13 protein-coding genes are annotated in these 23,874 nt (G+C 66.8%); 8 read left to right on the top strand and 5 right to left on the bottom strand.

Annotated elements, in window-relative coordinates; all coding sequences use genetic code 11:
- Window positions 1–23: 23 nt before the first annotated feature.
- From TS85_RS23960 to TS85_RS04030, 4 genes are all read right to left on the bottom strand, one after another.
- On the bottom strand, window positions 24–1,625 hold the full coding sequence (locus tag TS85_RS23960) for an ABC1 kinase family protein (RefSeq protein WP_052507726.1): 1,602 nt from the start codon (window positions 1,623–1,625) through the stop codon (window positions 24–26).
- 1 nt (window position 1,626) lies between these two features.
- Window positions 1,627–3,201: an ABC1 kinase family protein gene (locus TS85_RS04020; protein ID WP_077228438.1), complete on the bottom strand. Its 1,575-nt coding sequence runs from the start codon at window positions 3,199–3,201 to the stop codon at window positions 1,627–1,629.
- A 142-nt stretch (window positions 3,202–3,343) separates the two neighbouring features.
- Window positions 3,344–3,775: a hypothetical protein gene (locus TS85_RS04025; RefSeq protein ID WP_155006289.1), complete on the bottom strand. Its 432-nt coding sequence runs from the start codon at window positions 3,773–3,775 to the stop codon at window positions 3,344–3,346.
- Window positions 3,776–4,064: 289 nt separating this feature from the next.
- Window positions 4,065–4,799 carry a TSUP family transporter gene (locus tag TS85_RS04030; RefSeq protein WP_044330566.1) on the bottom strand — a complete coding sequence of 245 codons (735 nt, stop codon included), beginning with the start codon at window positions 4,797–4,799 and terminating at the stop codon, window positions 4,065–4,067.
- Between the two features lie 409 nt (window positions 4,800–5,208).
- Between TS85_RS04030 and TS85_RS24500 the strand changes: the two genes are divergently transcribed.
- Window positions 5,209–5,514 (top strand): DUF2934 domain-containing protein, encoded by a 306-nt coding sequence (locus TS85_RS24500; RefSeq protein WP_077228439.1) that lies wholly within the window; start codon window positions 5,209–5,211, stop codon window positions 5,512–5,514.
- A gap of 6 nt (window positions 5,515–5,520) precedes the next feature.
- On the opposite strand, the gene TS85_RS04035 is transcribed toward TS85_RS24500, so the two are convergent.
- Entirely contained in the window at window positions 5,521–7,365 is a 1,845-nt protein-coding gene (locus tag TS85_RS04035) for an alpha,alpha-trehalose-phosphate synthase (UDP-forming) (protein ID WP_227698656.1), read from the bottom strand.
- Between TS85_RS04035 and TS85_RS04040 the strand changes: the two genes are divergently transcribed.
- Genes TS85_RS04040 through treY form a run of 7 tightly spaced genes read left to right on the top strand, consistent with a single transcriptional unit; the run spans window position 7,273 to window position 23,859 of the window.
- Complete coding sequence (locus TS85_RS04040) at window positions 7,273–10,176, top strand: alpha-1,4-glucan--maltose-1-phosphate maltosyltransferase (protein WP_162184693.1); 2,904 nt, start codon at window positions 7,273–7,275, stop codon at window positions 10,174–10,176. The genes TS85_RS04035 and TS85_RS04040 overlap by 93 nt on opposite strands.
- Entirely contained in the window at window positions 10,173–13,415 is a 3,243-nt protein-coding gene (treS, locus tag TS85_RS04045) for a maltose alpha-D-glucosyltransferase (RefSeq protein ID WP_044330567.1), read from the top strand. Before TS85_RS04040 ends, treS begins: the two co-directional genes overlap by 4 nt.
- The gene (gene glgB / locus TS85_RS04050) at window positions 13,412–15,607 is read left to right on the top strand and encodes a 1,4-alpha-glucan branching protein GlgB (RefSeq protein ID WP_044330568.1); all 2,196 of its coding nucleotides are present in this window, start codon (window positions 13,412–13,414) and stop codon (window positions 15,605–15,607) included. The genes treS and glgB overlap by 4 nt, the downstream gene beginning before the upstream one ends.
- Window positions 15,604–17,706 (top strand): glycogen debranching protein GlgX, encoded by a 2,103-nt coding sequence (gene glgX / locus TS85_RS04055; RefSeq protein ID WP_044330569.1) that lies wholly within the window; start codon window positions 15,604–15,606, stop codon window positions 17,704–17,706. Before glgB ends, glgX begins: the two co-directional genes overlap by 4 nt.
- Window positions 17,703–19,409 carry a malto-oligosyltrehalose trehalohydrolase gene (gene treZ, locus TS85_RS04060; protein WP_044330570.1) on the top strand — a complete coding sequence of 569 codons (1,707 nt, stop codon included), beginning with the start codon at window positions 17,703–17,705 and terminating at the stop codon, window positions 19,407–19,409. Before glgX ends, treZ begins: the two co-directional genes overlap by 4 nt.
- On the top strand, window positions 19,406–21,409 hold the full coding sequence (gene malQ, locus TS85_RS04065; RefSeq protein ID WP_044330571.1) for a 4-alpha-glucanotransferase: 2,004 nt from the start codon (window positions 19,406–19,408) through the stop codon (window positions 21,407–21,409). Before treZ ends, malQ begins: the two co-directional genes overlap by 4 nt.
- Window positions 21,406–23,859, top strand: a complete 2,454-nt coding sequence (treY, locus tag TS85_RS04070; protein WP_044330572.1) for a malto-oligosyltrehalose synthase — start codon at window positions 21,406–21,408, stop codon at window positions 23,857–23,859. The genes malQ and treY overlap by 4 nt, the downstream gene beginning before the upstream one ends.
- Window positions 23,860–23,874: the final 15 nt, after the last annotated feature.

The following is a 23,874-nucleotide window of genomic DNA, read 5'->3' on the forward strand; positions in this document are numbered from 1 at the left end:
CTGTCGCGGAAAGGCGTTGGCCGTCATCGGCCGTCCCGCCATTGCTTCAGCAGCCACAGGTAACAGCCGACCAGGGCGATCCCGACCGGCCAGGCCACCGGCACGCCGACCCAGACCGGCAGCGAGCCGGCGCTCAGCAGCACGCTCAGGCCGACAGTGACGATAGCCACGGAGAGTATCCGCACATGGCGGTCGTTGAGGTGCTGGTCGCGGGCGGAGGCGCGGGTTTCGACGTTGAAGACATAGCGCCCGGCGAACAGCTCGCCCAGCAGATGCTCCAGTCGCTCGGGCGCGCGTTTCAGCAACTCGGCGAGGCTGCCGGCGATGCCCTGCACTTCCTGCGGGCTGAGCGGCGCCAGCAGTTCGCGCATCTGCAGGGCGGGGAAGAAATCGGCACCGACCCGACGCAGGTCGGTGCGCGCGCCCAGCATCCCGGTCACGGTCTCGGCGGTCAGCAGCGCGCGGTATAGCGCCAGCGAGTCCGTGGAAACGCGCATGTGCGCGCTGCGGGCGGCGCGAACGATCTGCATCAGCCAGATGTGAGTCTCGCCGCCGCCGGAACCGTCCTCGCTGGCCGCAGGCGCGCGGCGCCTGGCGGTCCATACGCTGGTGGCGGCGTAGAATTCGCGCTTGAAGACTTCGGGGCGCGAGGCGTCGGTGCTTTCCAGCAGCGCGCCCGCCGCCTGATACAGCGCATCGGCATCGTCGCGGACAATGGCACCGAAATAGCGCAGCAGCCGCTGGCGCATGGTGGCTTCAAGGTCGCGGCACAGCCCGAAGTCGATCATGCCCAGGCGACCGTCGGGAAGCAGCATGAGGTTGCCGGGGTGAAGATCGACGGCGAAGAAGCGATGGTCGAAGATCTGGGTCAGGCAGGTGTCGAGCAACCGATAGGCCAGGCGTTCGCGCTCATAGCCCAGTTCCTGCAGGCAGGCGGTGCGCTGCGGGTCGCCGCTTTGTTCGGCGCGGATGATGCGGCTGAGCGCGATACCGTCCAGGAACTCGCAGGTCAGCACGCCCTCGCCGCTCAGCTCCGGATAGGGTTCGGGGATATGGATGCCGTCGGCGCCGACATGGTTGGCGTGCATCCGGGTGAGGTTGTCCAGCTCCCGCTTGAAATCGAGTTCCTGGCGCAGCCAGAGGGCCATTTCCTCCACCGCCTCGCGCGGGGAAGCGATCAGTTGGGCACCGGCGCGTTCCAGCAATGCCGCAAGCCGCGCCGCGCGGCGCAGGTCGCGTTCCACGCGTTCGGCAATGCCGCGCCGACGGATTTTCACGACCACCTCGCGCCCGTCGTGCAGGCGGGCGCGGTGCGCCTGGGCGATCGATCCGCTGCCCACGGGCTGGGGGCGGACATGCGCGAATAGCAGGTCCGGATCCTGGCCCAGCCCCTCCGCCAGCAATGCCCGCGCCTCGTCCCACGGCATGGGGTGGGTGTCGTCCAGCAACCCCAGCAGCGCAGCGCCATATTCCGCCGGGATCAGGTCCGGGCGCAGGGCAAGGAACTGTCCGAGCTTCATGAAGATCGGGCCCAGCCGCTCCAGGCGGGCGCGGAAGGCCTCCGGCGTGCCGATCAGGCTGCGTTCGACGCTGTTCAGGGCGCGTGCCTCGGCCAGGCCCATCATGTCAGGCGGCCCCCGGCAGAGGCTTCAGAAGCCAGAAGACACCGCCCAGCAGGACCAGCAGCAGGACCAGGTGGTACGCGGCCCGATCGCGCTGACGCCGGCTCTGATCGGACCATAGCCGGCGCACGCGCCGGTCCCGCACCGTGGCGCCGCTGGCCAGCCTGGTGGCGATGCGGCGGCGGGCGGTGGAGCGTGCCGGGTCGATCACGGCGTCCGGCGCGCCATAGAGGGCCGGCAGACGCGCCGTGTCCTTCCCCTGCGACCGGAAGAACAGCGCCATCTCCGCGAACAGATCGACATGGGCGCCAAGCTTCAGCGCGCTGGCGTCCAGCATGTACAGCGCGCGCCAGTACAGCAGGGTGCTGCTGCCGCCGCGCAGGCCGTGGCGTCGGGCGGCGTCGATGATCTCGCCGCTGTGGTTGCCCAGGTGGCGCGCCTTGAGGGAGGAGCTGGGGTCCATCGACGCGCGATACCAGGCGCGCAGCCGGTCCTTGGTCTCGCGCTCGAAGGCGCGCCAGTCGGTCCTGTCGGTGGCGGCGACATATTGTTGGCGCACGCAATCATAGCAGCCATCGACGTCGCCGATGCTGATGCGCTGTATCTGGCGCGCCAGGACGCAGCGCTGACGGGGGTGCAGCGCACCGAAGATGCCGAAATCGACAAAGGTCACCTGGTTGTCCAGACCGACGATGACATTGCCCGGATGCGGGTCGCCGTGGAAAAAACCGCGGGAAAACAGCTGGTGCAGCACGGACTGCACCAGGTTATGGCTGAAAAGGGAGAGGTCCAGGCTCGGGAAGGTCCGGCGAAGTTCGGCCTCCGCCTCCGGGCCATCCCCCAGTTGCTCCATCCGCGCCAGTACCTTGCCCAGGGTGGGGCCTTCGATGAATTCGCTGGTCAGGACGCGCCGGCTGGTCAGGTCCCAATGAATGCGCGGGAAGCGTTCCCAGGGGCCGGCCTCGCGGCGCAGGCGTTCCGCGACATGCCCTTCCTGGGTGAAGTCGAGCTCGCCCCGCGTCCACTGCGCGAACTCCTCCACGGTTTCGCGCACGGAGAACACCGACGACAGTCCCAGACGGTCCAGCATGCCGCCATAGGCCGCCAGCAGGCGCATGTCGGCCTCGAAGATCGGCCCGATGCCCGGACGCTGCACCTTGACGGCCACCTTCTCACCGGCGCGCGTCCAGGCGACGTGAACCTGGGCTACCGAAGCCGACGCGATGGGCACCGGATCCAGCCGATCGTAGAGATGTTCGGGTGCGGCCCCCAGCTCCGCCGCGATCACCGCGTGAATGTCGGCGAAAGGGACGGGTTCCACCGCCTCGAACAGGCGCGCCAGTTCCTGGCACAGGGCCGGCGGCAAGATGTCGAAACGCATGGCCATGAACTGGCCGAACTTGAGATAGGTCAGGCCGAGATCCTCGATCGCCCGGCGGATAGCGGGATAGAGCCGGGCGCTGGTCGGTCGCGGCAGCACGGGCGCCAGCCGATGCAGCAGCACCCAAGCCAGGCGCGCGGCCCTGCGCAGGGTGCGCGGCAAGGTTGGGCCAGGGCGCGGTTGAGCCATGGTCTGCATGATGTGCGTCGATCCCAAAGGGCAAATCGGGTACGCAAACAGACGCTCCGGGCCGTCGCGCTACCGCCGCCATCCTGGCGGGGTATGGACGGAAGGAAGACGCGCGGGTCCGGTGCCGCGACCTGGACCCGGGACCGGGAGATCAGGACTTGGCAGCGGTTCGATGGGCTTTGGTGAACCGTTCGGCCATGCGGCCGGGCACCTCCGTCGCGCGGCCCAGCGCCCGCAGATAGCCTTTGTAGATGTCGGGGAGCACGCGGTTCAGGGTCTTTCCCAGATCGTCCTGGTTGGTGCGGCCGTTGGCGGTGGCCTCGTCGTTCAGCTTGACCAGAATGTCGGCTCCCGACTGTAGCAGTTCGGCGCTGGCGGCGTTGACGCCCTGCACGATCCTGTACAACTCATCGAGGGCCGTGTTGTTGGTGTCGTTGGCGACGGAGTTGATCTCGTCCCGCATATCCTCAGCCGTCTGAGTTGCGGACCCCGAAGTTGCGCTTGACCTGGCGCTCAACTCTTCGCGCAGACGCGTAACTTCTGCCTGTAGTTCATCGGTCGTTTGGGCTTTTGGTGTCGCCATGGCGCCATGCTCCTAAATTCGACGGGAACGAACAATTGCTGATATGTTTCAAAGTATCGAAGAACAAAAATATGTAAAGTGACAAAAATGTGAATTCAGTACATTTATTGTTATCGATATTGGCGGATATTTCTATCCATTATGGACTAAAATAAGGTGTTTTGAACACGGCGAATTTCGAAATGACTTGTTGTCACCTAAAGGTCGGTTGCAACGCTGAGGTTGGAACTGGTCGATCACTTCCAGGAGATGGTGGTGGCCAAAGTCGATCTATCGGTATGAATAACGATCAGAGCGTGGCCTTCACCAGCAGGGCAAGGCCGTAGAGGCCGATAAAGGACGTAAAGGCGCGGTCGTAGCCGCGATTGTCGAGCCCGTCGAAGACGCGCCGCCCTACCAGCCAGTGGACACAGAAAGCCACGCCGGCGGCCAGCAGGCTGTGCCAGGATAGCATCGTCGGCTGGAAGGCCGCCAGCACGCCGAGTTGGACGATGCCGAACGCCAGATAATAGTTGGCGACGATGCCACGCACCGCCTTTTTCCCCGACGCGACGGTGGCGGCGTAGAGGGACAACAGGCTGCCGCCCATGTTGGTGAAGCCGTGCAGGGCGCCCATGGCGACGAGATAGCCACGCTCCGATCGCCCGATGGTGGCCTGCACCCGGTCGCGCAGCGGCGGGCTGAGGCGCAATAGAGCGGCGGCGCACATGGCGAGGCCGATGGGCAGATCAAGACGGAAGCGCAATTGCAGGTACAGGGACAGTGCCAGCACCGGCACCAGGATACCGATGCACCACAAGGGCTTAAGCCCGCGCCAAGTCGTGCGCACCTGGCCCGGCGCCTCCATAACCTGGAGCAGCGAAATGGTGGCAGAGGCCGGCAGCAGCCACCCCAGGGTCGCGCCGAACGTCAGCCCGAGCAGCAAAAGCGTCGGCGTCCCAAACACCAGCAGCCCCATGCCGAACACCGACTGCACCACGGCCAGCGCCGCGATCAGGCTGACCGCCAAGATCGGATTTTCCATCCCCGCTTGCCCTCCGAACGCTTGGATCGCAAAATCTAGCGCTCCTCCCCGGGGTATTACGAGTTGGATTGCAGCCTATTTGGTGGATGTTTGCGAGATGGGCACGACGAAATCTCGTTCGCAGCAGGAGACGTACAGAGATCGCCTGGGGAAGTTTTTCATGCGTTTCGGACGCGGCCTACGCCAACGGCACGGCCCTCTGGTAGACCCCCGGCGCCGAAAAGCCGGGCTCCTGCACGCGGGAGGCGCACCGCACTGCCCCAGGAGCGGGCATCGTCCGCCTGCGCTTGGCCGCAGTCGGGGAACCTAAAGCCGCAGCATGATTTGGCAATGCTGGGCCTCCGATCACGGGGGGACTTAGCGCGCTTTGCGCAATGGGCTGGGAAACGAGCCAGAAGGGAGCATCGACATGACGGACGATCAACAGCGACTGCGCGAGCGTGCTTATGCGCTTTGGGAAGCGCAAGGCCGCCCGGACGGCATGGCGCATGCGCATTGGGATCAGGCGAGCCAGGAGATTGCGCGGGAGGATGAGGGCAGGGGCGCAGCGCATGTGCAAACCCGGGCGGTGAAACGGACGAAGCCCAAGGCTGCGGCTCCTTCTCAAAGCGCGACGCCGGACGGATCGACACCAACGGCGGGCAAAGCGAGCGGACGCAAGAAAAGCGCGTTGGCTTCGCCCACCAAGAAGGGCGGACGCGTTACGAACGGATGATGCGCTTCACGCCTTGATCAGCATGGGAGTAACGCGCTCGGACGTCGGGGCGTGATCCGGACCCATAAGCTCCTCCAAAAAAGAATCGCGCCAGGCGTCGAGATCGTCGCGGACGAGGCCGGCGTGGAGCGCGCGCCATCGTGCCACGCGTTCGGTACGCGGCATTTCCAGCCCTCGGCGGATCGCATCGGCAACGTCTTCGCGGCTGTAGGGATTGACCAGCAACGCCTCGCGCATCTGGCTCGCCGCACCGGCGAACCGCGAGAGGATGAGAACGCCGGGGTCGGTGGGGTCCTGGGCGGCGATATATTCCTTGGCGACCAGGTTCATGCCATCGCGCAGGGGAGTGACCAGCGCGACCTGCGCGGCGCGATAGACGCCCGCGAGCACATCGCGCGCCATCGATTGGGCGCGGTAGCGCAGTGGACTCCAGTCGAGAGTGCCGACTTCGCCGTTGATACGCCCCGCCTCGGCGAGCAATTGCTCGTGCAGGTCACGATAATCGTCGACATCGGTGCGGCTGGGTTGGCCGACCTGCAGCAGGAACAGCCGCTCGCGCCATTCGGGGCTGTCGAGCAGGAATTGGCCGTACGCCGCGAACTTCTGCAGCAGGCCCTTGGTATAATCGATCCGATCGACGCCCAGCAGGATCCTTTGTTCGCCGGCGGATTCGCGCATCGCAGCGACGCTTTGCCTGGCCTCGGGTGAGGCAACCAACGCCTGCATCTCGGCCATGTCGAGCCCGATTGGAAAGGCGCGCGCGGTGACGGTCTTGTTGAACGCGCGCACCGTCCCGCCGTCCTGATCGACGCGACCTTCGAGCGCAAATCCTACATAATTCTGGAACGCCCGCAGCCAGTCTTCCGTCTGGAAGCCGATCAGATCATAATCGAACATCGACTGGACGAGGTCGCGGTGCCGCGGCAGCGTCGACAGGATTTCCGCCGCCGGCCAAGGGATGTGGAGGAAGAAGCCGATCTTGTTCCGCACGCCGCGTTCGCGCAGCGCGCGGGCCAGGGGGATCAGATGATAATCATGCACCCACAGCACGTCGTCTTCGCGCAGCAAGGGCGCGAGCGCGGCGGCGAAGCAATCGTTGACGCTTGCATAGGATGTCGTGAAGTCACGCTCATAGGCCGTCAGGTCCATCCGATGATGGCATAGCGGCCAAAGCGTGCGGTTGGCGAAGCCGTTATAATATTGATCGACGGAGTGCTGCTCAAGATCAAGCAACGCGGTCTGGACATTGCCGTGCGTCTCCACCCTTGCCTTGGGCTCGAAGCGTTCGGTTGTCTTCCCGCTCCAGCCGAACCATAGGCCGCCATGTTCGCGCAGCGCGGATGCCATCGCCATCGCGAGCCCGCCCTTGGAAGCCTGTCCGCTGCCGTCAACGTCCGCAACTCTGTTTGAAACTACCACCAGGCGTCGCATGATCCATTCCTCGCTTCGATAGAAGAACGGTTGCGGCCAAAAAAAGAGCCCGGCGCGGGGAAACAAATCGCGCGGATATTTCGCCCGAACTTTTCCCGCTCTGGCGGAACGAGGGCGCCGGCAGGCTGTTGTCAGGGGTAACAATAGTCGGAGCCCATCTTGTCCATTGCCGCCACTGCCGTCTCGATCGTCACCCTCGATCGGCCCGAAATGAGCGCGCCCGTGCGGGAAAAGGCGCTGCGCGACGCCGCCGCGGCTGGCTTCGGGCATCTGCTCTATCGGCATCGGGGGCCGGTGTTCCGCGATGATCCGGGCGCAGCCGATGAAGTGGCTGCAGGGTGCGCGGAGGCGGGCCTTGCGCTGATCGTCGAAGTGGATGTCGCGCGCTTCCCCCTCGAACACGCGCTCGTCGCGTCGCATCCCGCCTTGTTCACGATCCGCCGCACGGGAAGCCCGGATGCGCCGATCGATCCGCGCAAGACGAGCCCGGCGCAGGGCGAGGCGCGCGCACGGCTCCGCCAGCGCGAGGCAGGCGACGCACTGTTTCCCGCGATCGAATCCGCATTGACCACGTGGATCGATGCCGGTGCGAAGGGATTTCGCTTCGTCGAGCTTTCGCGCCTCCCGCCGGCTTTTCTCGAGCGGCTCGTGTCGGCGCTGCGTCGGCGCGACCCCGATCTGATGTTGCTTGCGGGACCGCCGGGCCTGTCGCGCAGCGAGGCTGCGGCGGCGGCGGGGGCCGGGTTCGATCATATCGGTTCTTCCTTCGGCTGGTGGGATTATCGCGCGAGCTGGCTGGTGGAAGAAGCCGAGGCGCTTCGCCCGGTCGCATCGCTGGTGGCGGAGGTGCGCCCCGAGCAGATTCGCAGCGACAATCCGGCCGCGACCAAGCGCGCGCTGCTGGCCGCCGCCGGATCGGCATGCGGGCTGATCGTGCCGCTCGAGATCGTCGCGGCGAACCCGCAGGCAGCGGTCGAGGCAGTGACCATGGCGAAGCGCGCCTGCGGCTATGGCGGCGAGATGCGCCGGCTGTCGGGCAGTGCCGCGCCGGTGACCGTGTTGCTGCGCGCCGATCGCGGCGACGTACGGATTTCGCAAAGCGCGCTGTTGACGCTGATCAACACCACCGACGAGCCCCAGCCGATGCCCGATCCGGCGGCGCTTCTGGAAAGTGCCGGCGCCGCGTTCGTCTTCGACGGTCCGGAATCGCCGCTCAAGCCCTATGAAGTGCGCGCGATCGAGGGCCGGTGCGCCGAGCCGATCCTGCTGCCGCACCCCGGCGTGACCGCGGTCGCGGATTGGCCCCGGCTGGTGGTCGAATCGATCACGCCGAACGTCGTGGGCGGAGACTTCGCCGTGAAGCGCGTCGTCGGCGAACGGATTACCGTGGGCGCCAAGGTTTATGCCGACGGGCATGAGCAGCTCGCAGTCGAATTGCTGTGGCGCACCGGCGATCAGGAGGCGTGGCGGGCGGTGCGAATGGAGCAATTGCCCAACGACAGCTGGCGCGCTGCGTTCGCGCTTGGCCGAATGGGGCAGTATGAATTTTGCGTCGAGGGCTGGCTCGATAGGTTCGGCGGGTTCCGGCGCGATTTCCGCAAGAAGCTCGATGCCGGCGTCGCGCAGTCGGTGGATTTTGCCGAGGGGCGCGTGCTGGTCGAACGGGCGCAGGGAAGGGCGACGGGGAAGCTGAAGACCGCGCTTGGCAAGGCTGCGATGCGGCTGGCAGGCGACAATGACGCCGACGCGCTGCTGTCGACCGAGCTGGCAGAACTGATGGACCGCGCCGACGAACGCCCGCATCGGCTGCGCTCGGCGGTCCAGCGCGTCGATGCCGAGCGGCTGCAGGCGCGCTTTTCGAGCTGGTACGAACTTTTCCCGCGCTCGCAGACAAAGGACAAGGCGCGCCACGGCACCTTCATCGACGTGATCGAGCGGCTGCCGGCGATCCGCGAGATGGGGTTCGACACGCTCTATTTCCCGCCGATCCACCCGATCGGCACCGCCAACCGCAAGGGGCCCAACAATACGCTGACCCCCGCCCCGGGCGATCCCGGCAGCCCCTATGCGATCGGCAGCGAAGCGGGTGGCCACACCGCGCTCCATCCCGAACTCGGCAGCTTCGACGATTTTGCCGCGCTGATCGCGGCGGCGCATGCGCATGGTCTGGAGATCGCGCTCGACTTCGCGATCCAATGTTCGCCCGATCACCCCTGGCTCAAGGCGCATCCGGGCTGGTTCGACTGGCGGCCCGACGGCTCGATCAAATATGCCGAGAATCCGCCGAAGAAATATCAGGACATCGTCAATGTCGATTTCTACGCGGCGGAGGCGATCCCCGATCTGTGGCTGGCGTTGCGCGACGCAGTGCTGTTCTGGATCGACCGCGGGGTAAAGACCTTCCGCGTCGACAATCCGCACACCAAGCCGCTGCCGTTCTGGGAGTGGATGATCGCCGACGTGCGGGCGCGGCATCCCGACGCGATCTTCCTTGCAGAGGCGTTCACGCGCCCGGCGATGATGTACCGGCTCGCAAAGGTCGGGTTCTCGCAGAGCTACACCTATTTCACCTGGCGCGACGAGAAGGCCGAACTCACCGACTACATCACCGAATTGACGACCGAGGCGCCGAAGGAATTCTATCGGCCGCACTTCTTCGTCAACACCCCCGACATCAATCCGATCTTCCTCCAGACCTCCGGCCGCCCGGGCTTTCGCATCCGCGCGGTGCTGGCGGCGACGCTGTCGGGGCTGTTCGGGGTCTATTCGGGGTTCGAGCTGTGCGAAGCGGCGGCGATGCCCGGCAAGGAGGAATATCTCGACTCGGAGAAGTACGAGATTCGGCTGCGTGACTGGAACATGCCGGGCAATATCGTCGCCGACATCACGCTGCTCAATCGCCTGCGCCGCGCGCATCCGGCGCTCCAGACGCATCTCAATACCCGCTTCCTCGTCGCGCACGACGATGCCGTGCTGTATTATGCCAAGCCGTCGCCCGACGGGACCGACATGATCCTGGTGATGGTGAGCCTCGATCCGCACCAGCCGCGCGCGTGCGACTTCGAAGTGCCGCTGTGGGAATTCGGGATCGGCGACGATGGCAGCATCGGCGTCGAGGATCTCGCCTCGGGCGACCGCTTCCGCTGGCACGGCAAGATCCAGCACATCCGCCTCGATCCCCAGGACAGCCCTTACCGAATTTGGCGCATCGCGCCCGGAGCAGACGCATGAACGCCCCCGCGACGATCACCCATATCCCTGACACGGCGCAGGCCGATCCGCTCTGGTACAAGGATGCGGTCATCTATCAGCTGCACGTCAAGTCCTTCTTCGATGCCAATGACGATGGGATCGGCGACTTTGCCGGCCTGATGCAAAAGCTCGATTATATCGCCGAGTTGGGCGTGACCGCGATCTGGCTGCTTCCTTTCTACCCCAGTCCTCGCCGCGACGACGGCTATGACATCGCCGAATATCGCGACGTCAGCGCCGATTATGGTTCGATGGACGACGTTCGCGCGCTGATCGACGCGGCGCATGCGCGCGGCATCCGCGTGATCACCGAGCTGGTGATCAACCACACTTCGGACCAGCACCCCTGGTTCCAGGCGGCGCGCAACGCCCCGGCGGGGTCGCCCGAGCGCGATTTCTATGTCTGGTCCGACGACGACAAGCTCTATTCGGGCACGCGGATCATCTTTTGCGATACCGAGAAATCCAACTGGACCTGGGACGAGGAAGCCGGCGCCTATTTCTGGCATCGCTTCTACAGCCACCAGCCCGATCTCAATTTCGACAATCCCCGCGTGCTCGCCGAAGTGCTGTCGGTGATGCATTTCTGGCTCGATGCCGGGATTGACGGGCTGCGGCTCGACGCCATTCCCTATCTGATCGAGCGCGACGGCACCTCGAACGAGAATCTCGGCGAGACCCACGACGTGCTGAAGGCGATCCGCGCCGATCTGGACATTCATTACCCCGACCGGATGCTGCTGGCCGAGGCCAATATGTGGCCCGAGGATACCCAGCAATATTTCGGCGGGACGCCCGAAGGGGTCAGCGACGAATGCCACATGGCGTTCCATTTCCCGCTGATGCCGCGGATGTACATGGCGGTGGCGCAAGAGGATCGCTTCCCGATCACCGACATCATGCGCCAGACCCCCGCGATCCCCACCGACGCGCAATGGGCGATCTTCCTGCGCAACCATGACGAGCTGACGCTCGAAATGGTCACCGATGCCGAGCGCGATTACTTGTGGGACACTTATGCCGCCGACAAGCGCGCGCGGATCAACCTGGGCATCCGTCGCCGCCTCGCGCCGCTGATGGAGCGCGACCGCCGCCGGATCGAGCTGATGCAGGCGCTGCTCCTGACCATGCCGGGCACGCCGGTGCTCTATTATGGCGACGAGATCGGCATGGGGGACAATGTGTTCCTGGGCGATCGCGACGGCGTGCGCACGCCCATGCAATGGTCGATCGATCGCAACGGCGGCTTTTCGCGCGCCGATCCGCCCGCGCTGGCGCTGCCGCCGATCATGGACCCGCTGTACGGTTATCAGGCGGTCAACGTCGAAGCGCAGCAGCGCGATCGCCATTCGATGCTCAACTGGCTCAAGCGGATGCTCGCGGTCCGCCGCGAGTTCCGCGCTTTCGGCCGCGGCGAGTTGCGCTTCCTGCGGCCGGCCAACCGCAAGGTGCTTGCCTATCTGCGCGAGCATGACGGCGAGACCATATTGTGCGTCGCCAATCTCGGTCGCACCGCGCAGGCCGTCGAGCTCGACCTCCATGACTATGAGGGGCGCACCCCGGTCGAACTGTCGGGCGGCACGTCCTTCCCCCGGCTGGGCCAGCTTCCCTATCTGCTCACCCTGCCACCCTATGGCTTCCTGTGGTTCCGGCTGTCTGAGAATGAAGCGGCGCCCGACTGGTCGACCGGCGCGCCGGGCGTCGAGATCGAACGCCACACCTTCGTGCTGCGTCCCGACCTCGCCGACGTCAGCCGCGGTGCGAATGCGCAACTGCTCGAGGACATGCTGCCGGCCTATGTCGCCCAGCGCCGCTGGTTCGGCGCTAAGGACGAGACGGTTCGCCACGTGCGGATCGTGCGCTCGATCGCGATGCCGGGCGTAGAGGATCTGACGCTTACTCAGATCGAAGTTGGCACCGATCGCGGCACCGCCCTCTACAACCTGCCGCTCGGCATCGCCTGGGAGGGCGAGGTCCAGGGGCCTTTCGCCACTAATCTGGCGCTCGCCCGGGTGCGGCGCGGCCGGCATGTCGGGCTGTTGACCGACGGCTTCGCGGTGCCGGGCTTCCGCGCCTCTGTACTCGGCGCGCTGGCGGCGGGCGAGACTGTGGAACTCGACGGCGGCACGCTTCGCTTCGTGGGGACGCCGGCGCTCGATATAGGCCCTGATGCCGCGCCCGAATGGCTGTCGGCCGAGCAGTCGAACAGCTCGATCGCCTTGGGCGAGCGCGCCGTCCTGAAACTGCTGCGCAAGGTTCAGGCCGGGGTGCATCCCGATGCCGAGATGGTCGGCTATCTCACGCGACACGGCTTCGCCAACACGCCCGAGATATTGGGCGAAGTCTGGCTCGACGATGAGAAGGGCTCGAGCCTGCTGATGCTCGTCCAGCGCTTCGTCTACAACCAGGGCGACGGCTGGGCCTGGACGCTGGCGATGCTCGAGCGCATGGCGACCGACGCCGAATGGAGTATCTCCAACTACGAGAATTTCGCGCAGAAATTCGGCGAGCGCTTGGCCGAGGCGCATGCCATCCTGGGCCAGCCGAGCGACGATCCGGCGTTCGCGCCCGAAACGCTCGATCTGGCGGCTGCGGACGGGGTGTCCGGGCGGATCGAAGGACAATTTGACAAGGCGCTGGGCCTGCTTCGCGCGACCGACTGGGCGAGCGAGACGGCGCGCGATGATGCGGCGTTTCTCGTCGGCCAGCGCGACGCGATCATGGCAAGGATCAAGGCGGTCGCGCGGCGCGCCGAGGGGCGTATGCGCTCGCGTATCCATGGCGACCTGCATCTCGGCCAGGTGCTGGTGACCGGCAGCGACGTGATGCTGATCGACTTCGAAGGCGAGCCCGCCAAGTCGCTCGATGCGCGCCGCAGCAAGGACCTGCCCCAGCGCGACGTCGCCGGCGTGCTTCGCTCGTTCGACTATGCCGCGGCGGTGGCCGAACGCAATCTGCCGGGAAGGGCGACAAGCGACGAACAGCGTGGCCTCGATCGGTACGCGCGCTTCCGCGACGCCGCCGCCGCCGCATTCTTGCGCGGTTATCGCGGAGAAGAAGAAGCCGGCGACGCCGATCCGCTTCTCGATCTCTTCCTGCTCGAAAAGGCGGCGTATGAAGTGGCCTATGAGGCTGCCAATCGCCCCGATTGGATCGAGGTGCCACTGGGGGGCCTGGCGCGTGTAGCCCGGCACATGATCGCGGGAAGCGCGGCATGAGCGCGACGCAGGACATGCACATCGCCGCCGCGGCATTGCTCGAGGGCCGTCTCGACGATCCCTTTGCGTGGCTGGGCCTGCACGGCGATGGAACCGAGCGGGTCGTCCGCACCTTCCAGCCCGGCGCCGAAGGGGTGACCCTGCTGGGCGCAAACGGGAACGAGATCGCGCAAATGGACGAGCAGGCGCCGGGGATTTTCGTCGGGGCGGCACCGGAGGGGGCAGGCTATCGGTTTCGCATCGCCTGGCCCGGGGGCGAAACCCAGGAGACCGAGGATCCGTACAGCTTCGGTCCGGTGATCGGCGATCTCGACCTGCATCTGTTCAGCGAGGGGCGGCACTGGAATCTGGCCCGTGCGATGGGTGCGCAGCCGCGGACGATCGAAGGCATCGAGGGCGTAGCCTTCTCGGTATGGGCACCGAATGCGCGCCGCGTCTCGGTGGTCGGCGATTTCAACAATTGGGACGGTCGCCGGCATCCGATGCGGCTGCGCCACGATGCCGGCGTCTGGGAATTGTTCGTGCCGCGCGTCGGACCCGGGACGCATTACAAGTTCGAGGTCGCAGGCGCCGACGGAAGCGTGATCCAGAAGGCCGATCCGCTCGCACGCCAGACCGAAAAGCCGCCGGCGACGGCATCGATCGTCTCCGCCGCGCCCGATTTCGCGTGGACCGACGAAGACTGGATGGAGGAGCGCGCCGCGCGTCATGCGCCGACCGCGCCGATTTCGATCTACGAAGTCCATGCCAGCTCGTGGCTGCGGCCCGAAGGCGATCCCAACGGCCATTTCGGCTGGCGCGCGCTGGCCGATCGGCTGATCCCCTATGTCTCGGAAATGGGCTTCACCCATGTCGAGCTGCTGCCCATCATGGAGCATCCCTTTGGCGGCTCCTGGGGCTATCAGCCGCTGTCGCAGTTCGCCCCCTCGGCACGCTACGGCTCGCCCGAGGGCTTCGCCGCCTTCGTCGATGCCTGCCATCGCGAAGGCATCGGCGTGATCCTCGATTGGGTGCCCGCGCATTTCCCCACCGATGCGCACGGCCTTGCCCGCTTCGACGGCACCCCGCTGTACGAACATGCCGATCCGCGCGAGGGGTTTCACCAGGATTGGAACACGCTGATCTACAATCTCGGGCGGCGCGAAGTGGCGGGTTTCCTGCTCGCCTCCGCGATGTGGTGGCTCGAAACCTTCCATATCGACGGCCTGCGCGTCGATGCCGTCGCGTCGATGCTCTACCGCGATTACAGCCGCAACGCCGGCGAATGGGTGCCCAATGTCCATGGCGGGCGCGAGAATCTCGAATCGGTCGAGTTCCTCAAGCGGATGAACAGCATCATCGCCGATCGCTGCCCCGGCGCGATCACGCTGGCCGAGGAATCGACTGCATGGCCCGGCGTGTCGGCGCCCGTTGCCCAGGGCGGGCTCGGCTTCAATTACAAATGGAACATGGGCTGGATGCACGACACGCTCCAGTATGTGGAGCGCGATCCGCTGTACCGCAGCTGGCACCATGACGAGCTCACCTTCGGGCTGGTCTATGCCTTTTCGGAACGCTTCGTGCTGCCGATCAGCCATGACGAAGTCGTCCATGGCAAGGGCTCGCTGATCGGCAAGATGCCGGGGGATCGCTGGCGCAAGTTCGCCAATCTGCGCGCCTATCTCAGCCTGATGTGGACGCATCCGGGCAAGAAGCTGCTCTTCATGGGGTGCGAGCTGGCGCAGGAGGCCGAGTGGAACCACGACACCCAGATCGGCTGGGAACTGCTCGATCGCCCCGAGCACGCCGCGATCCAGCGGCTCGTGCGCGATCTCAATCGCCTCTATGCGTCCGAACCCGCGCTCCACGCCCGCGATGCCGATCCCTCCGGGTTCGACTGGATCGTCGGCGGCGATGCCCAGAACAGCGCGTTCGTCTTCGCCCGCTACGCGCCCGATGCGCCGCCGGTGGTGGTGCTGCTCAACATGAGCGCCAATCCGCTGCACGGCTATGAGATCGGCCTGCCGCGCGCCGGCACGTGGCAAGAGATCCTCAACAGCGACGCCGACATCTACGGCGGCGCCAACATCGGCAATGGCGGACGGGTGCACGCATCGCCCGCGCCCGCTTATGGCCAGCCTGCCTCGGCGCGCGTGACGCTCCCGCCGCTCGCCGCCGTCCTCCTCCGCCACGAAGGAACCAACCACCTGTGACGCCACTTCCCGACCGGCTTGCGCCGGGTAGCCCCTATCCGCTCGGATCGACGTTCGACGGATTGGGCGTGAATTTCGCGGTCTTCTCGGCGCACGCGGAAACGATGGAGCTGTGCATCTTCGAACCGACCGGGCGGCGCGAGATCCGACGCTACGAACTGCCCGAGGTCACCGACGAGGTCTTCCACGGCTATCTGCCGGAGGCGCGGCCGGGATTGCTCTACGGCTTCCGCGCGCACGGCCCCTATCGGCCGGAGGAGGGGCATCGCTTCAATCCCAACAAGCTGCTGCTCGATCCCTATGCCAAGAAGATCCACGGCCAGGTGCGCTGGACCGACGCGCTCCACAGCTATCGCGTCGGGTCGCGCCGCGGCGACCTGAGCTTCGATCGCCGCGACAGCGCGCCCGCCATGCCCAAGGCGGTGGTCACCACCGGCGCCTTTGACTGGCGCGGCGATCGCCGGCCCAACACGCCCTGGTCCGAAACCGTGATCTATGAGGCGCACCCCAAGGGGCTGACCCAGCTTCTCGAAGAGGCGCCGGTCAACGAACGCGGCACCTTCGCCGCGCTCTCGCACCCCAAGGTAATCGCGCACCTCCAGCGCATCGGCGTCACCGCGCTGGAGCTGTTGCCGGTCCATGCCTTCGTCCAGGACCGCCGGCTCCAGGAAATGGGGCTCGCCAATTACTGGGGCTATAACACGCTGGCTTTCTTTGCGCCGGAGGGGCGCTACCTTGCCTATGGCTCGGGCGAGGAAATCCGCATCGCTGTTCGCCGCCTCCACGCCGCCGGGATCGAAGTGATCCTCGACGTGGTCTATAACCACACCGCCGAAGGCAGCGAACTCGGCCCCACCTTCAACTTCCGCGGTCTCGACAACCGCACCTACTACCGCGCCGTCGAAGACAATCCGCGCTACTGCGTGAACGACACCGGCACCGGCAACACCCTTGATCTCAGCCACCCGCGCGTGCTGCAGATGGTAGCGGATTCGCTGCGTCACTGGGCGGAAAGCTATCATATCGACGGTTTCCGCTTCGATCTCGGCGTGACGCTCGGCCGCGACGGCAACAACGGCTTCGATCCGCGCTCGGGCTTCTTCGACGTGTTGCGGCAGGATCCGGTGCTCAACCAACTCAAGCTGATCTCCGAGCCCTGGGACATCGGTCCCGGCGGCTATCAGCTCGGCCATCATCCCCCCGGCTTCGCCGAATGGAACGACAAGTTCCGCGATTCCACGCGGCGCAACTGGCGCGGCGACGACGGTCAGCGCCCCGAATTCGCCTCGCGGATCGCCGGCTCGGCCGATCTGTTCGATCGCCGCGCGCGGCGGCCCTGGGCCAGCGTGAACTTCATCACCGCGCACGACGGCCAGCCGCTCGCCGACGTAGTCAGCTATGAAGGCAAGCACAACGAAGCCAATGGCGAGGACAATCGCGACGGGCACAGCGACAACAACAGCTGCAACTGGGGCGCGGAGGGGCCGACCGACGATCCCAAGATCCAGGAAATCCGCGATCGCGTCGCCCGTTCGATGCTGGCCACGCTGCTGCTGTCGCTCGGCACGCCTATGCTGCTCGGCGGCGACGAGTTTGGCCGCACGCAGCACGGCAACAACAATGCCTATGCCCAGGACAACGCGCTCAGCTGGTTCGACTGGAGCCAGATCGAAAGCGATCGCGGCCATGCGCTCAGCGACTTCGTCCGCCGCCTCACCGCAATCCGGCGCTATTACCCGCTCGTCCGCGCGGGTCATTTCCTCCACGGCGAGGTCGAGGTCGAGCCGGGCCTGCTTGACATCGACTGGTTCGACGAGCGCGGCGAGCATTTGAGCGACGCGGATTGGGAGAACGCCCAGGGCAAGGCGCTGGTGATGCGGCGCGTGCGGCGCTGCGAGGACGGCCGCATCGAAGCGGTGACGATGATGATGAATGCGTCGCACGAGCCGTTGGTGTTCCGCTTCCCGCCGCCGGGTTTCGCCCGCAGGCTCGTGATCGACAGCGCCGATCCCCAGGCGCCCGAGCGCGATGTTGGCGACGAGATCGAAGTCAAGGACCGGGCCGTCGTGCTCGTCGTCGGCACCGAGGCGCGGGCGTGACGCGCTGGGGGCCCCGGCTGCTCGGCGACGGCTGCGTGCGCTTCCGGCTGTGGGCGCCCGGCACCGACGCCGTCTCGGTGGAGCTTGCCGGGGCGGAACCGCTCGCGATGACGCCGCAGGACGACGGCTGGTTCGCAGTCGATGCGCCGGCTGCGCCGGGCGCGCGCTATCGCTTCGTGCTCCCCGACGGCATGACCGTGCCCGACCCCGCGTCGCGCGCGCAGGCGGGGGGCGTCCACGGCTGGAGCCTGCTGGTCGACTCCGAATCCTATCGCTGGCGCACCGACTGGCGCGGGCGGCCCTGGCACGAAACCGTGCTGATCGAAGTCCATGCCGGCGTGCTCGGCGGCTTTCGCGGGGTGCGCGATCGGCTGCCGGCGCTCGCCGAGCTGGGGGTCACCGCGGTCGAGCTGATGCCGGTCGGCGCGTTCGGCGGGACGCGCAATTGGGGCTATGACGGGGTGCTGCCGTTCGCGCCGGCGGAAAGCTATGGCACCCCCGACGACCTCAAGGCGCTGGTCGACGGTGCCCATGCGCTGGGGATGATGATCTTCCTCGACGTGGTCTATAATCACTTCGGTCCCGACGGAAACTATCTCGGCGCCTATGCCGGCGACTTCTTCGACGCCGAAGTCGATACGCCCTGGGGCGGCGCAGTGGCGGTCGCCCGGCCGGCCGTCGCGGCTTTCTTCATCGAGAATGCCCGGATGTGGATCGAGGAATATCGCTTCGACGGGCTGCGCTTCGATGCGGTCCACGCGATCGGCGACGATCGCTTCCTCGACGCGCTTGCCGCCGAGCTGCGCGCGGCGGTGCCCGACCGACGTGTTCATCTCGTCCTCGAAAATGAGGGGAACGATGCGGATCGGCTCGCGCCGGACCGTTTCGATGCGCAATGGAATGACGATTTCCACAATGTTCTGCACGTCCTGCTGACCGGCGAGACCGCGGCATATTATTCGGGGTTTGCTGAAGATCCGACCGAGAAGCTCGCACGCTGCCTTGGCGAAGGGTTCATCTATCAGGGCGAGACCCCGCCCGGCGCCGAGCACGCGCGCGGGAAGGCGAGTGGGCACCTCCCGGCGACCGCCTTCGTGGCCTTTCTCCAAAACCATGACCAGATCGGCAATCGAGCGATGGGCGAGCGGCTCACTTCGCTCGCCGATCACGACAAGTTGCGCGCGGCGACGGCGCTCCTGCTGTTGTGCCCGCAAATCCCACTGCTGTTCATGGGCGACGAGGACGGCAGCGAAAGCCCCTTCCTGTTCTTCACCGACTTCCACGACGAACTAGCCGATGCGGTGCGCGAGGGGCGCCGCCGCGAATTTTCAAACTTCTCCGCCTTTGCCGACCCCGCAGCGCGCGAAACCATCCCCGATCCCAACGCCCGCGAGACATTCGATCACTCACGCCCCGAACCGGGGCCGGCAGCAGGCGAATGGCGAACATTCTATCGGGAACTGCTTGCGCTGCGGCACGCGCACATCATCCCGCGGTTGAAGGGCGCGCGACCGCTCGGCGCTCGCGTGATCGGCACGGGGGCAGTGGAGGCGCGCTGGAAGATGGCCGACGGCGCGACGCTGGCGATCGCGCTGAACCTCGGCGATGGTCCGGTCGCCTTTCCCGCCGGGACGGGACAAACCCTCTTCGCGCTCGGTGCACCCGGCGCTCCGGCAAGCATCGTCGTGGAACGCATCCCATGAGCGCGCTGCACGATCTCGCCGCCGCCGTCGGCCTGCCGCGCGACTGGGAAGATGCCGCCGGCACCGCGCAACAGGTTAGCGACGCGGTGCTCGCCACGGTGCTTGCCCGGCTCGACTTTCCGGCGGCCAGCAGCGCCGAGATCGCCGAAAGCCGTGATCGCCTGGCGCAGGAGAGCGATGGCGCCCTTGTCACCGCTGATGTCGGGCGCCCGATCCGCCTGCCGGACAGCATTGCAGCTGCCGCCCGCGGCGAGTTGCTGCTCGAAGACGGCACGCGCCGCACGGTTTCGATCACTTCTTCCCTCGCCGGGCCGATGCTCGCGCCGATCGACCAGCCGGGCTACCACCGCCTCGACCTGGGCGCGCGCGTGATCGAACTCGCGGTCGCGCCCGCGCGATGCTTCGGCATCGCCGACGCGGTCGGACCGCGCCGCATCTGGGGTCCGGCGGTGCAGATCCCCGGGCTCCGCGACGATCGCGGCACGGCGTTCGGGGATTTCGGGACTCTCGCCGACAGCGCGCGTGCCTTTGCAGCCGGTGGCGCAGATGCGGTCGCGATCAGCCCGGTGCATGCGCTGTTCCCCGCCGATCCGGGACGATTCAGCCCCTATGCGCCCTCGAGCCGTGAATTTCTGAACGTGCTTCTCGGCGATCCGGCGCTGGCGGGCGTGGCGGCGGGCGCGGAGGCCTCGCCCGATCTGATCGACTGGGAGCACGCCATCCCGCAGCGGATACAGCTGCTGCGTCGCGCTTACGCGATGCGAAGCGACTCGGTCCGCGAACAAGTTGCGGCCTATCGCGCCGTGGCGGGCGATGCGCTCGAGCGCCATGCGCGGTTCGACGCGCTGCACGCGCATTTCCGCGCGGAGACCGGCGCCCACGGATGGCAGGGCTGGCCCACCGCCTATCAGAATCCCGATTCCGCCGAAGTGGCACGCTTTGCAGGCGAGCAGGCCGACGAGGTCGATTTTCATGTCTTTCTCCAATGGCTCGCCCGGCACAGCCTGGAGGCGGCGCAACGCAGCGCGGTCGATGCCGGGATGGGGATCGGCCTGATCGCGGATCTGGCGGTGGGGATGGACGCCGGCGGCAGTCATGGCTGGAGTCGCCGCGACGAACTGCTCGCGGGGCTTTCGATCGGCGCACCGCCCGATCTGCTCGGTCCGAGCGGGCAGAATTGGGGCATCACCGGCTTCTCGCCGCATGCCCTGCGCCGCACCGGCTTCGCGCCTTTTATCGCGACGCTGCGCGCTGCGCTCGAGAGCGCCGGCGGCATCCGCATCGATCATGCGCTCGGGCTTCGCCGGCTTTGGGTCGTGCCGGAGGGCGCGACGTCCGCCGAAGGGGCCTATCTGACGATGCCGATGCAGGATCTTTTCCGCCTCCTCGCGCTCGAATCGCATCGCGCGCGCGCGGTCGTGATCGGCGAGGATCTGGGCACAGTGCCCGAAGGATTCCGCCCGGCGATGGACGCTCGCGGCATATTGGGCATGCGGGTCCTGTGGTTCGAACGCGATGCCGCGGGGAGCTTCCTGCCTGCCCGCGACTGGTCCGCCGACGCAGTGGCGATGACCGGCACGCACGACCTCTCCACGATCGCGGGTTGGTGGACCGAACGCGATATCGACTGGAACTGGCAGATCGAGCGCGCCGCGCCGACCGCCGATGAAGCGGACGACCGCGCGCACCGAACCGAAGAGCGCGCGGCGCTATGGCGGGCATGCACCGCTGCCGGCACCGCCGAGGGTTCCCCGCCTGCGATCGATAATCCCGCGCCGGCCGTCGATGCCGCGGTGGCGTTTGTCGGCGCTACGCCCTGCACGCTCGCGCTGGTGCCGATGGAGGACATTGTCGGGCTGGTGGAGCAGCCCAATCTGCCCGGCACGGTCGACGAGCATCCCAATTGGCGCCGCCGCATGCCCGATACGACCGAGGCGCTGCTGGCGCGCACGCCCGTCGCGCGCCGGATCGAGCGGCTCAATACCGAAAGAAGCCAATGACCCCTCGCGCCACCTACCGCTTCCAGTTCCACAAGGGTTTCACCTTCGCCGCCGCAGAGGCATTGGTGCCCTATCTCGATCGGCTCGGGATCAGCCACGTCTATGCCTCGCCCATCACAACGGCGCGTAGCGGCTCGATGCATGGCTATGACGTCGCCGACCCGACCCGGATCAACCCCGAACTCGGCGGCGAGCCGGCGTTCCGCAGCCTCGTCGCCGCGCTCCGGGCGCGCGGCATGGGAATCATCATCGACATCGTGCCCAATCACATGGGCGTGGCAGGCGGTGAAAATGGCTGGTGGAACGACGTCCTCGCGAAGGGCAGGGCGAGCCGCTACGCGCATTTCTTCGATATCGACTGGCGCGAGAAGCTCATGCTGCCGGTTCTCGGCGACACGCTGCCCGAAGTGCTGGCCGCGGGCGACCTGGCGCTGCGCGAGGAGGATGGCCGCTTCATACTGGTCGCCTATGGCGAACATCGCTTCCCGATCCGCGACGAGGATCAGGCCGGGCTGAGTGCCGGCGCGGACGCCGATACGATCGTCGCGCTGCTCGATCGCCAGCACTACCGGCTCGCCTCGTGGCGCACCGCCGACGCCGATCTCAACTGGCGCCGTTTCTTCACGATCAACGATCTGGCCGGGCTGCGCGCAGAGGACCCCGCGGTGTTCGAGGCGAGCCATGCGCTGTTCTTCCGCCTCTATGGCGAAGGACTGATCGACGGGCTGCGCGTCGACCATGTCGACGGCTTGACCGACCCGGCCGGCTATTGCCGCCGCCTGCGCGCGCGGCTCGACGGCATCGCACGGCCCGAGGCTGCGCCGCCGGGGCCCGCTTATCTGGTCGTCGAAAAGATACTCGGCCCCGGCGAGCCGCGGGCGCAGGACTGGGGCGTCGCCGGCACGAGCGGCTATGACTTCATGGAGCAGGTCTCGGCGGTGCTGCACGATCCGGCGGGCGTGCCGCCGCTCACCGAGCTATGGACGCGGATCAGCGGGCGCAGCGGCGATTTCGCCGACGAGGAGCTTGTCGCGCGGCAGGAGATGCTCGCCACGGCGTTCCGCGGCCAGCTCGATCGCTGCGTCGAAGCTTTCGCCGCGCTCGCAACGTCTGCGAACGACACCGGAGATTGCACACCGCAAGCGCTTCGCGATGCGATCGAGCGGATGCTGTGGGTGTTCCCGGTCTATCGCACCTATGGGACCGGCGGCGGCGCCCCCGCGCGTGATGCCGCGATCCGCGCCACGGTGCGCGAGCGCGTCCGCCCGTTCCTCCGGACGGGCGAGGCTGCCGTTGTCGATGCGGTGCTGTCCTGGCTTGCCGGCGAAGGACCGGGCGATGCGGCGCTCGCCGCGGAGGCAGTGCGGCGCTTCCAGCAGCTCTCGTCGCCGATCGCAGCCAAGGCGGTCGAGGACACCGCTTTCTATCGCTATGGCCGCTTGCTCTCGCGCAACGATGTCGGGTTCGATCCTGCGCACCTCGCCTCGTCCGTCGCCACGTTCCATGCCCAGCAGACCGCGCGCGCGGACCATTTCCCGCACGCGATGCTCGCCACCGCCACGCACGACCATAAGCGTGGCGAAGATGTGCGGGCGCGGCTGGCGGTGCTCAGCGCGCTCCCTGGGGCCTGGGCGGAGCGCGTGGCGCAATGGGAAAGCATGGCGGCGCCATTCGCCGAAGGGACCGATCCCGCCGACCGCTACATGCTGTACCAGACGCTGTTCGGCGCATGGCCCGCGGGGCTCTCCGCGCACGATGGCGGTGGCCTGTCGCGCTTTGCCGAGCGGGTAAAGGCGTGGCAGGAGAAATCGCTGCGCGAGGCGCGGCTGCGCTCGTCGTGGGAAAGGCCCGACGAGGCAACAGAGGGGCGACTGAAGCGGCTGATCGATGCCCTGCTCGATCCGGCTCGATCCGGCGCGTTTCTGGCCGACCTTTCGGGCTTCGTCGCGTGGACGGCGCCCGCCGCGCTCGCCAATTCGCTGGCGCAAACGGCGTTGCATCTCGCCGTCCCGGGAATGCCCGATCTCTATCAGGGTTGCGAACTCGCCGACTTGAGCCTGGTGGACCCCGACAATCGCACGCCGGTCGATTATGCGGTGCGCGAGCGGCTGGTTGCAGCAAGCGCCGACGCCCAGCCGGCCAAGCTCGCGCTGATCCGGCAATTGCTGGACATGCGCCGCAGCGCACCGGCGCTGTTTTCCGATGGTGCCTATCGGCCGCTACACTGCCGCGGCGCGCGATCGGGGAATGTCATCGCATTCGAGCGAAGCCATGCCGGCGTGACGCTGACCTGCGCGGTTGCAATCCGTTGCGCCGCAGCCCTGGTGGGCGGTCCACGCCCGACGCCCGAGGCTGACTGGTGGGCAGACACGGAAATCTGTGCAGACGGCGGCAGCGTCCGTGCCGCCGAGCTATTTCGCGATGCTGCCGTTTACGTGCGGCTCGCTTGAGTGAAGGCGCGCTTG

This window comes from Sphingomonas hengshuiensis (assembly GCF_000935025.1).
GTDB classification, from domain to species: Bacteria; Pseudomonadota; Alphaproteobacteria; order Sphingomonadales; family Sphingomonadaceae; genus Sphingomonas; species Sphingomonas hengshuiensis.

Bases quoted from the DNA above. Each gene is read 5' to 3' on its own strand.
- treY (WP_044330572.1), top strand. From the start codon at position 21,406: ATGACCCCTCGCGCCACCTACCGCTTCCAGTTCCACAAGGGTTTCACC.
- TS85_RS04020 (WP_077228438.1), bottom strand. From the start codon at position 3,201: ATGCAGACCATGGCTCAACCGCGCCCTGGCCCAACCTTGCCGCGCACC.
- treS (WP_044330567.1), top strand. From the start codon at position 10,173: ATGAACGCCCCCGCGACGATCACCCATATCCCTGACACGGCGCAGGCC.
- glgB (WP_044330568.1), top strand. From the start codon at position 13,412: ATGAGCGCGACGCAGGACATGCACATCGCCGCCGCGGCATTGCTCGAG.
- TS85_RS23960 (WP_052507726.1), bottom strand. From the start codon at position 1,625: ATGATGGGCCTGGCCGAGGCACGCGCCCTGAACAGCGTCGAACGCAGC.
- TS85_RS04035 (WP_227698656.1), bottom strand. From the start codon at position 7,365: ATGCGACGCGACGAGCGCGTGTTCGAGGGGGAAGCGCGCGACATCCAC.
- TS85_RS04030 (WP_044330566.1), bottom strand. From the start codon at position 4,799: ATGGAAAATCCGATCTTGGCGGTCAGCCTGATCGCGGCGCTGGCCGTG.
- TS85_RS04025 (WP_155006289.1), bottom strand. From the start codon at position 3,775: ATGGCGACACCAAAAGCCCAAACGACCGATGAACTACAGGCAGAAGTT.
- malQ (WP_044330571.1), top strand. From the start codon at position 19,406: ATGAGCGCGCTGCACGATCTCGCCGCCGCCGTCGGCCTGCCGCGCGAC.
- TS85_RS24500 (WP_077228439.1), top strand. From the start codon at position 5,209: ATGACGGACGATCAACAGCGACTGCGCGAGCGTGCTTATGCGCTTTGG.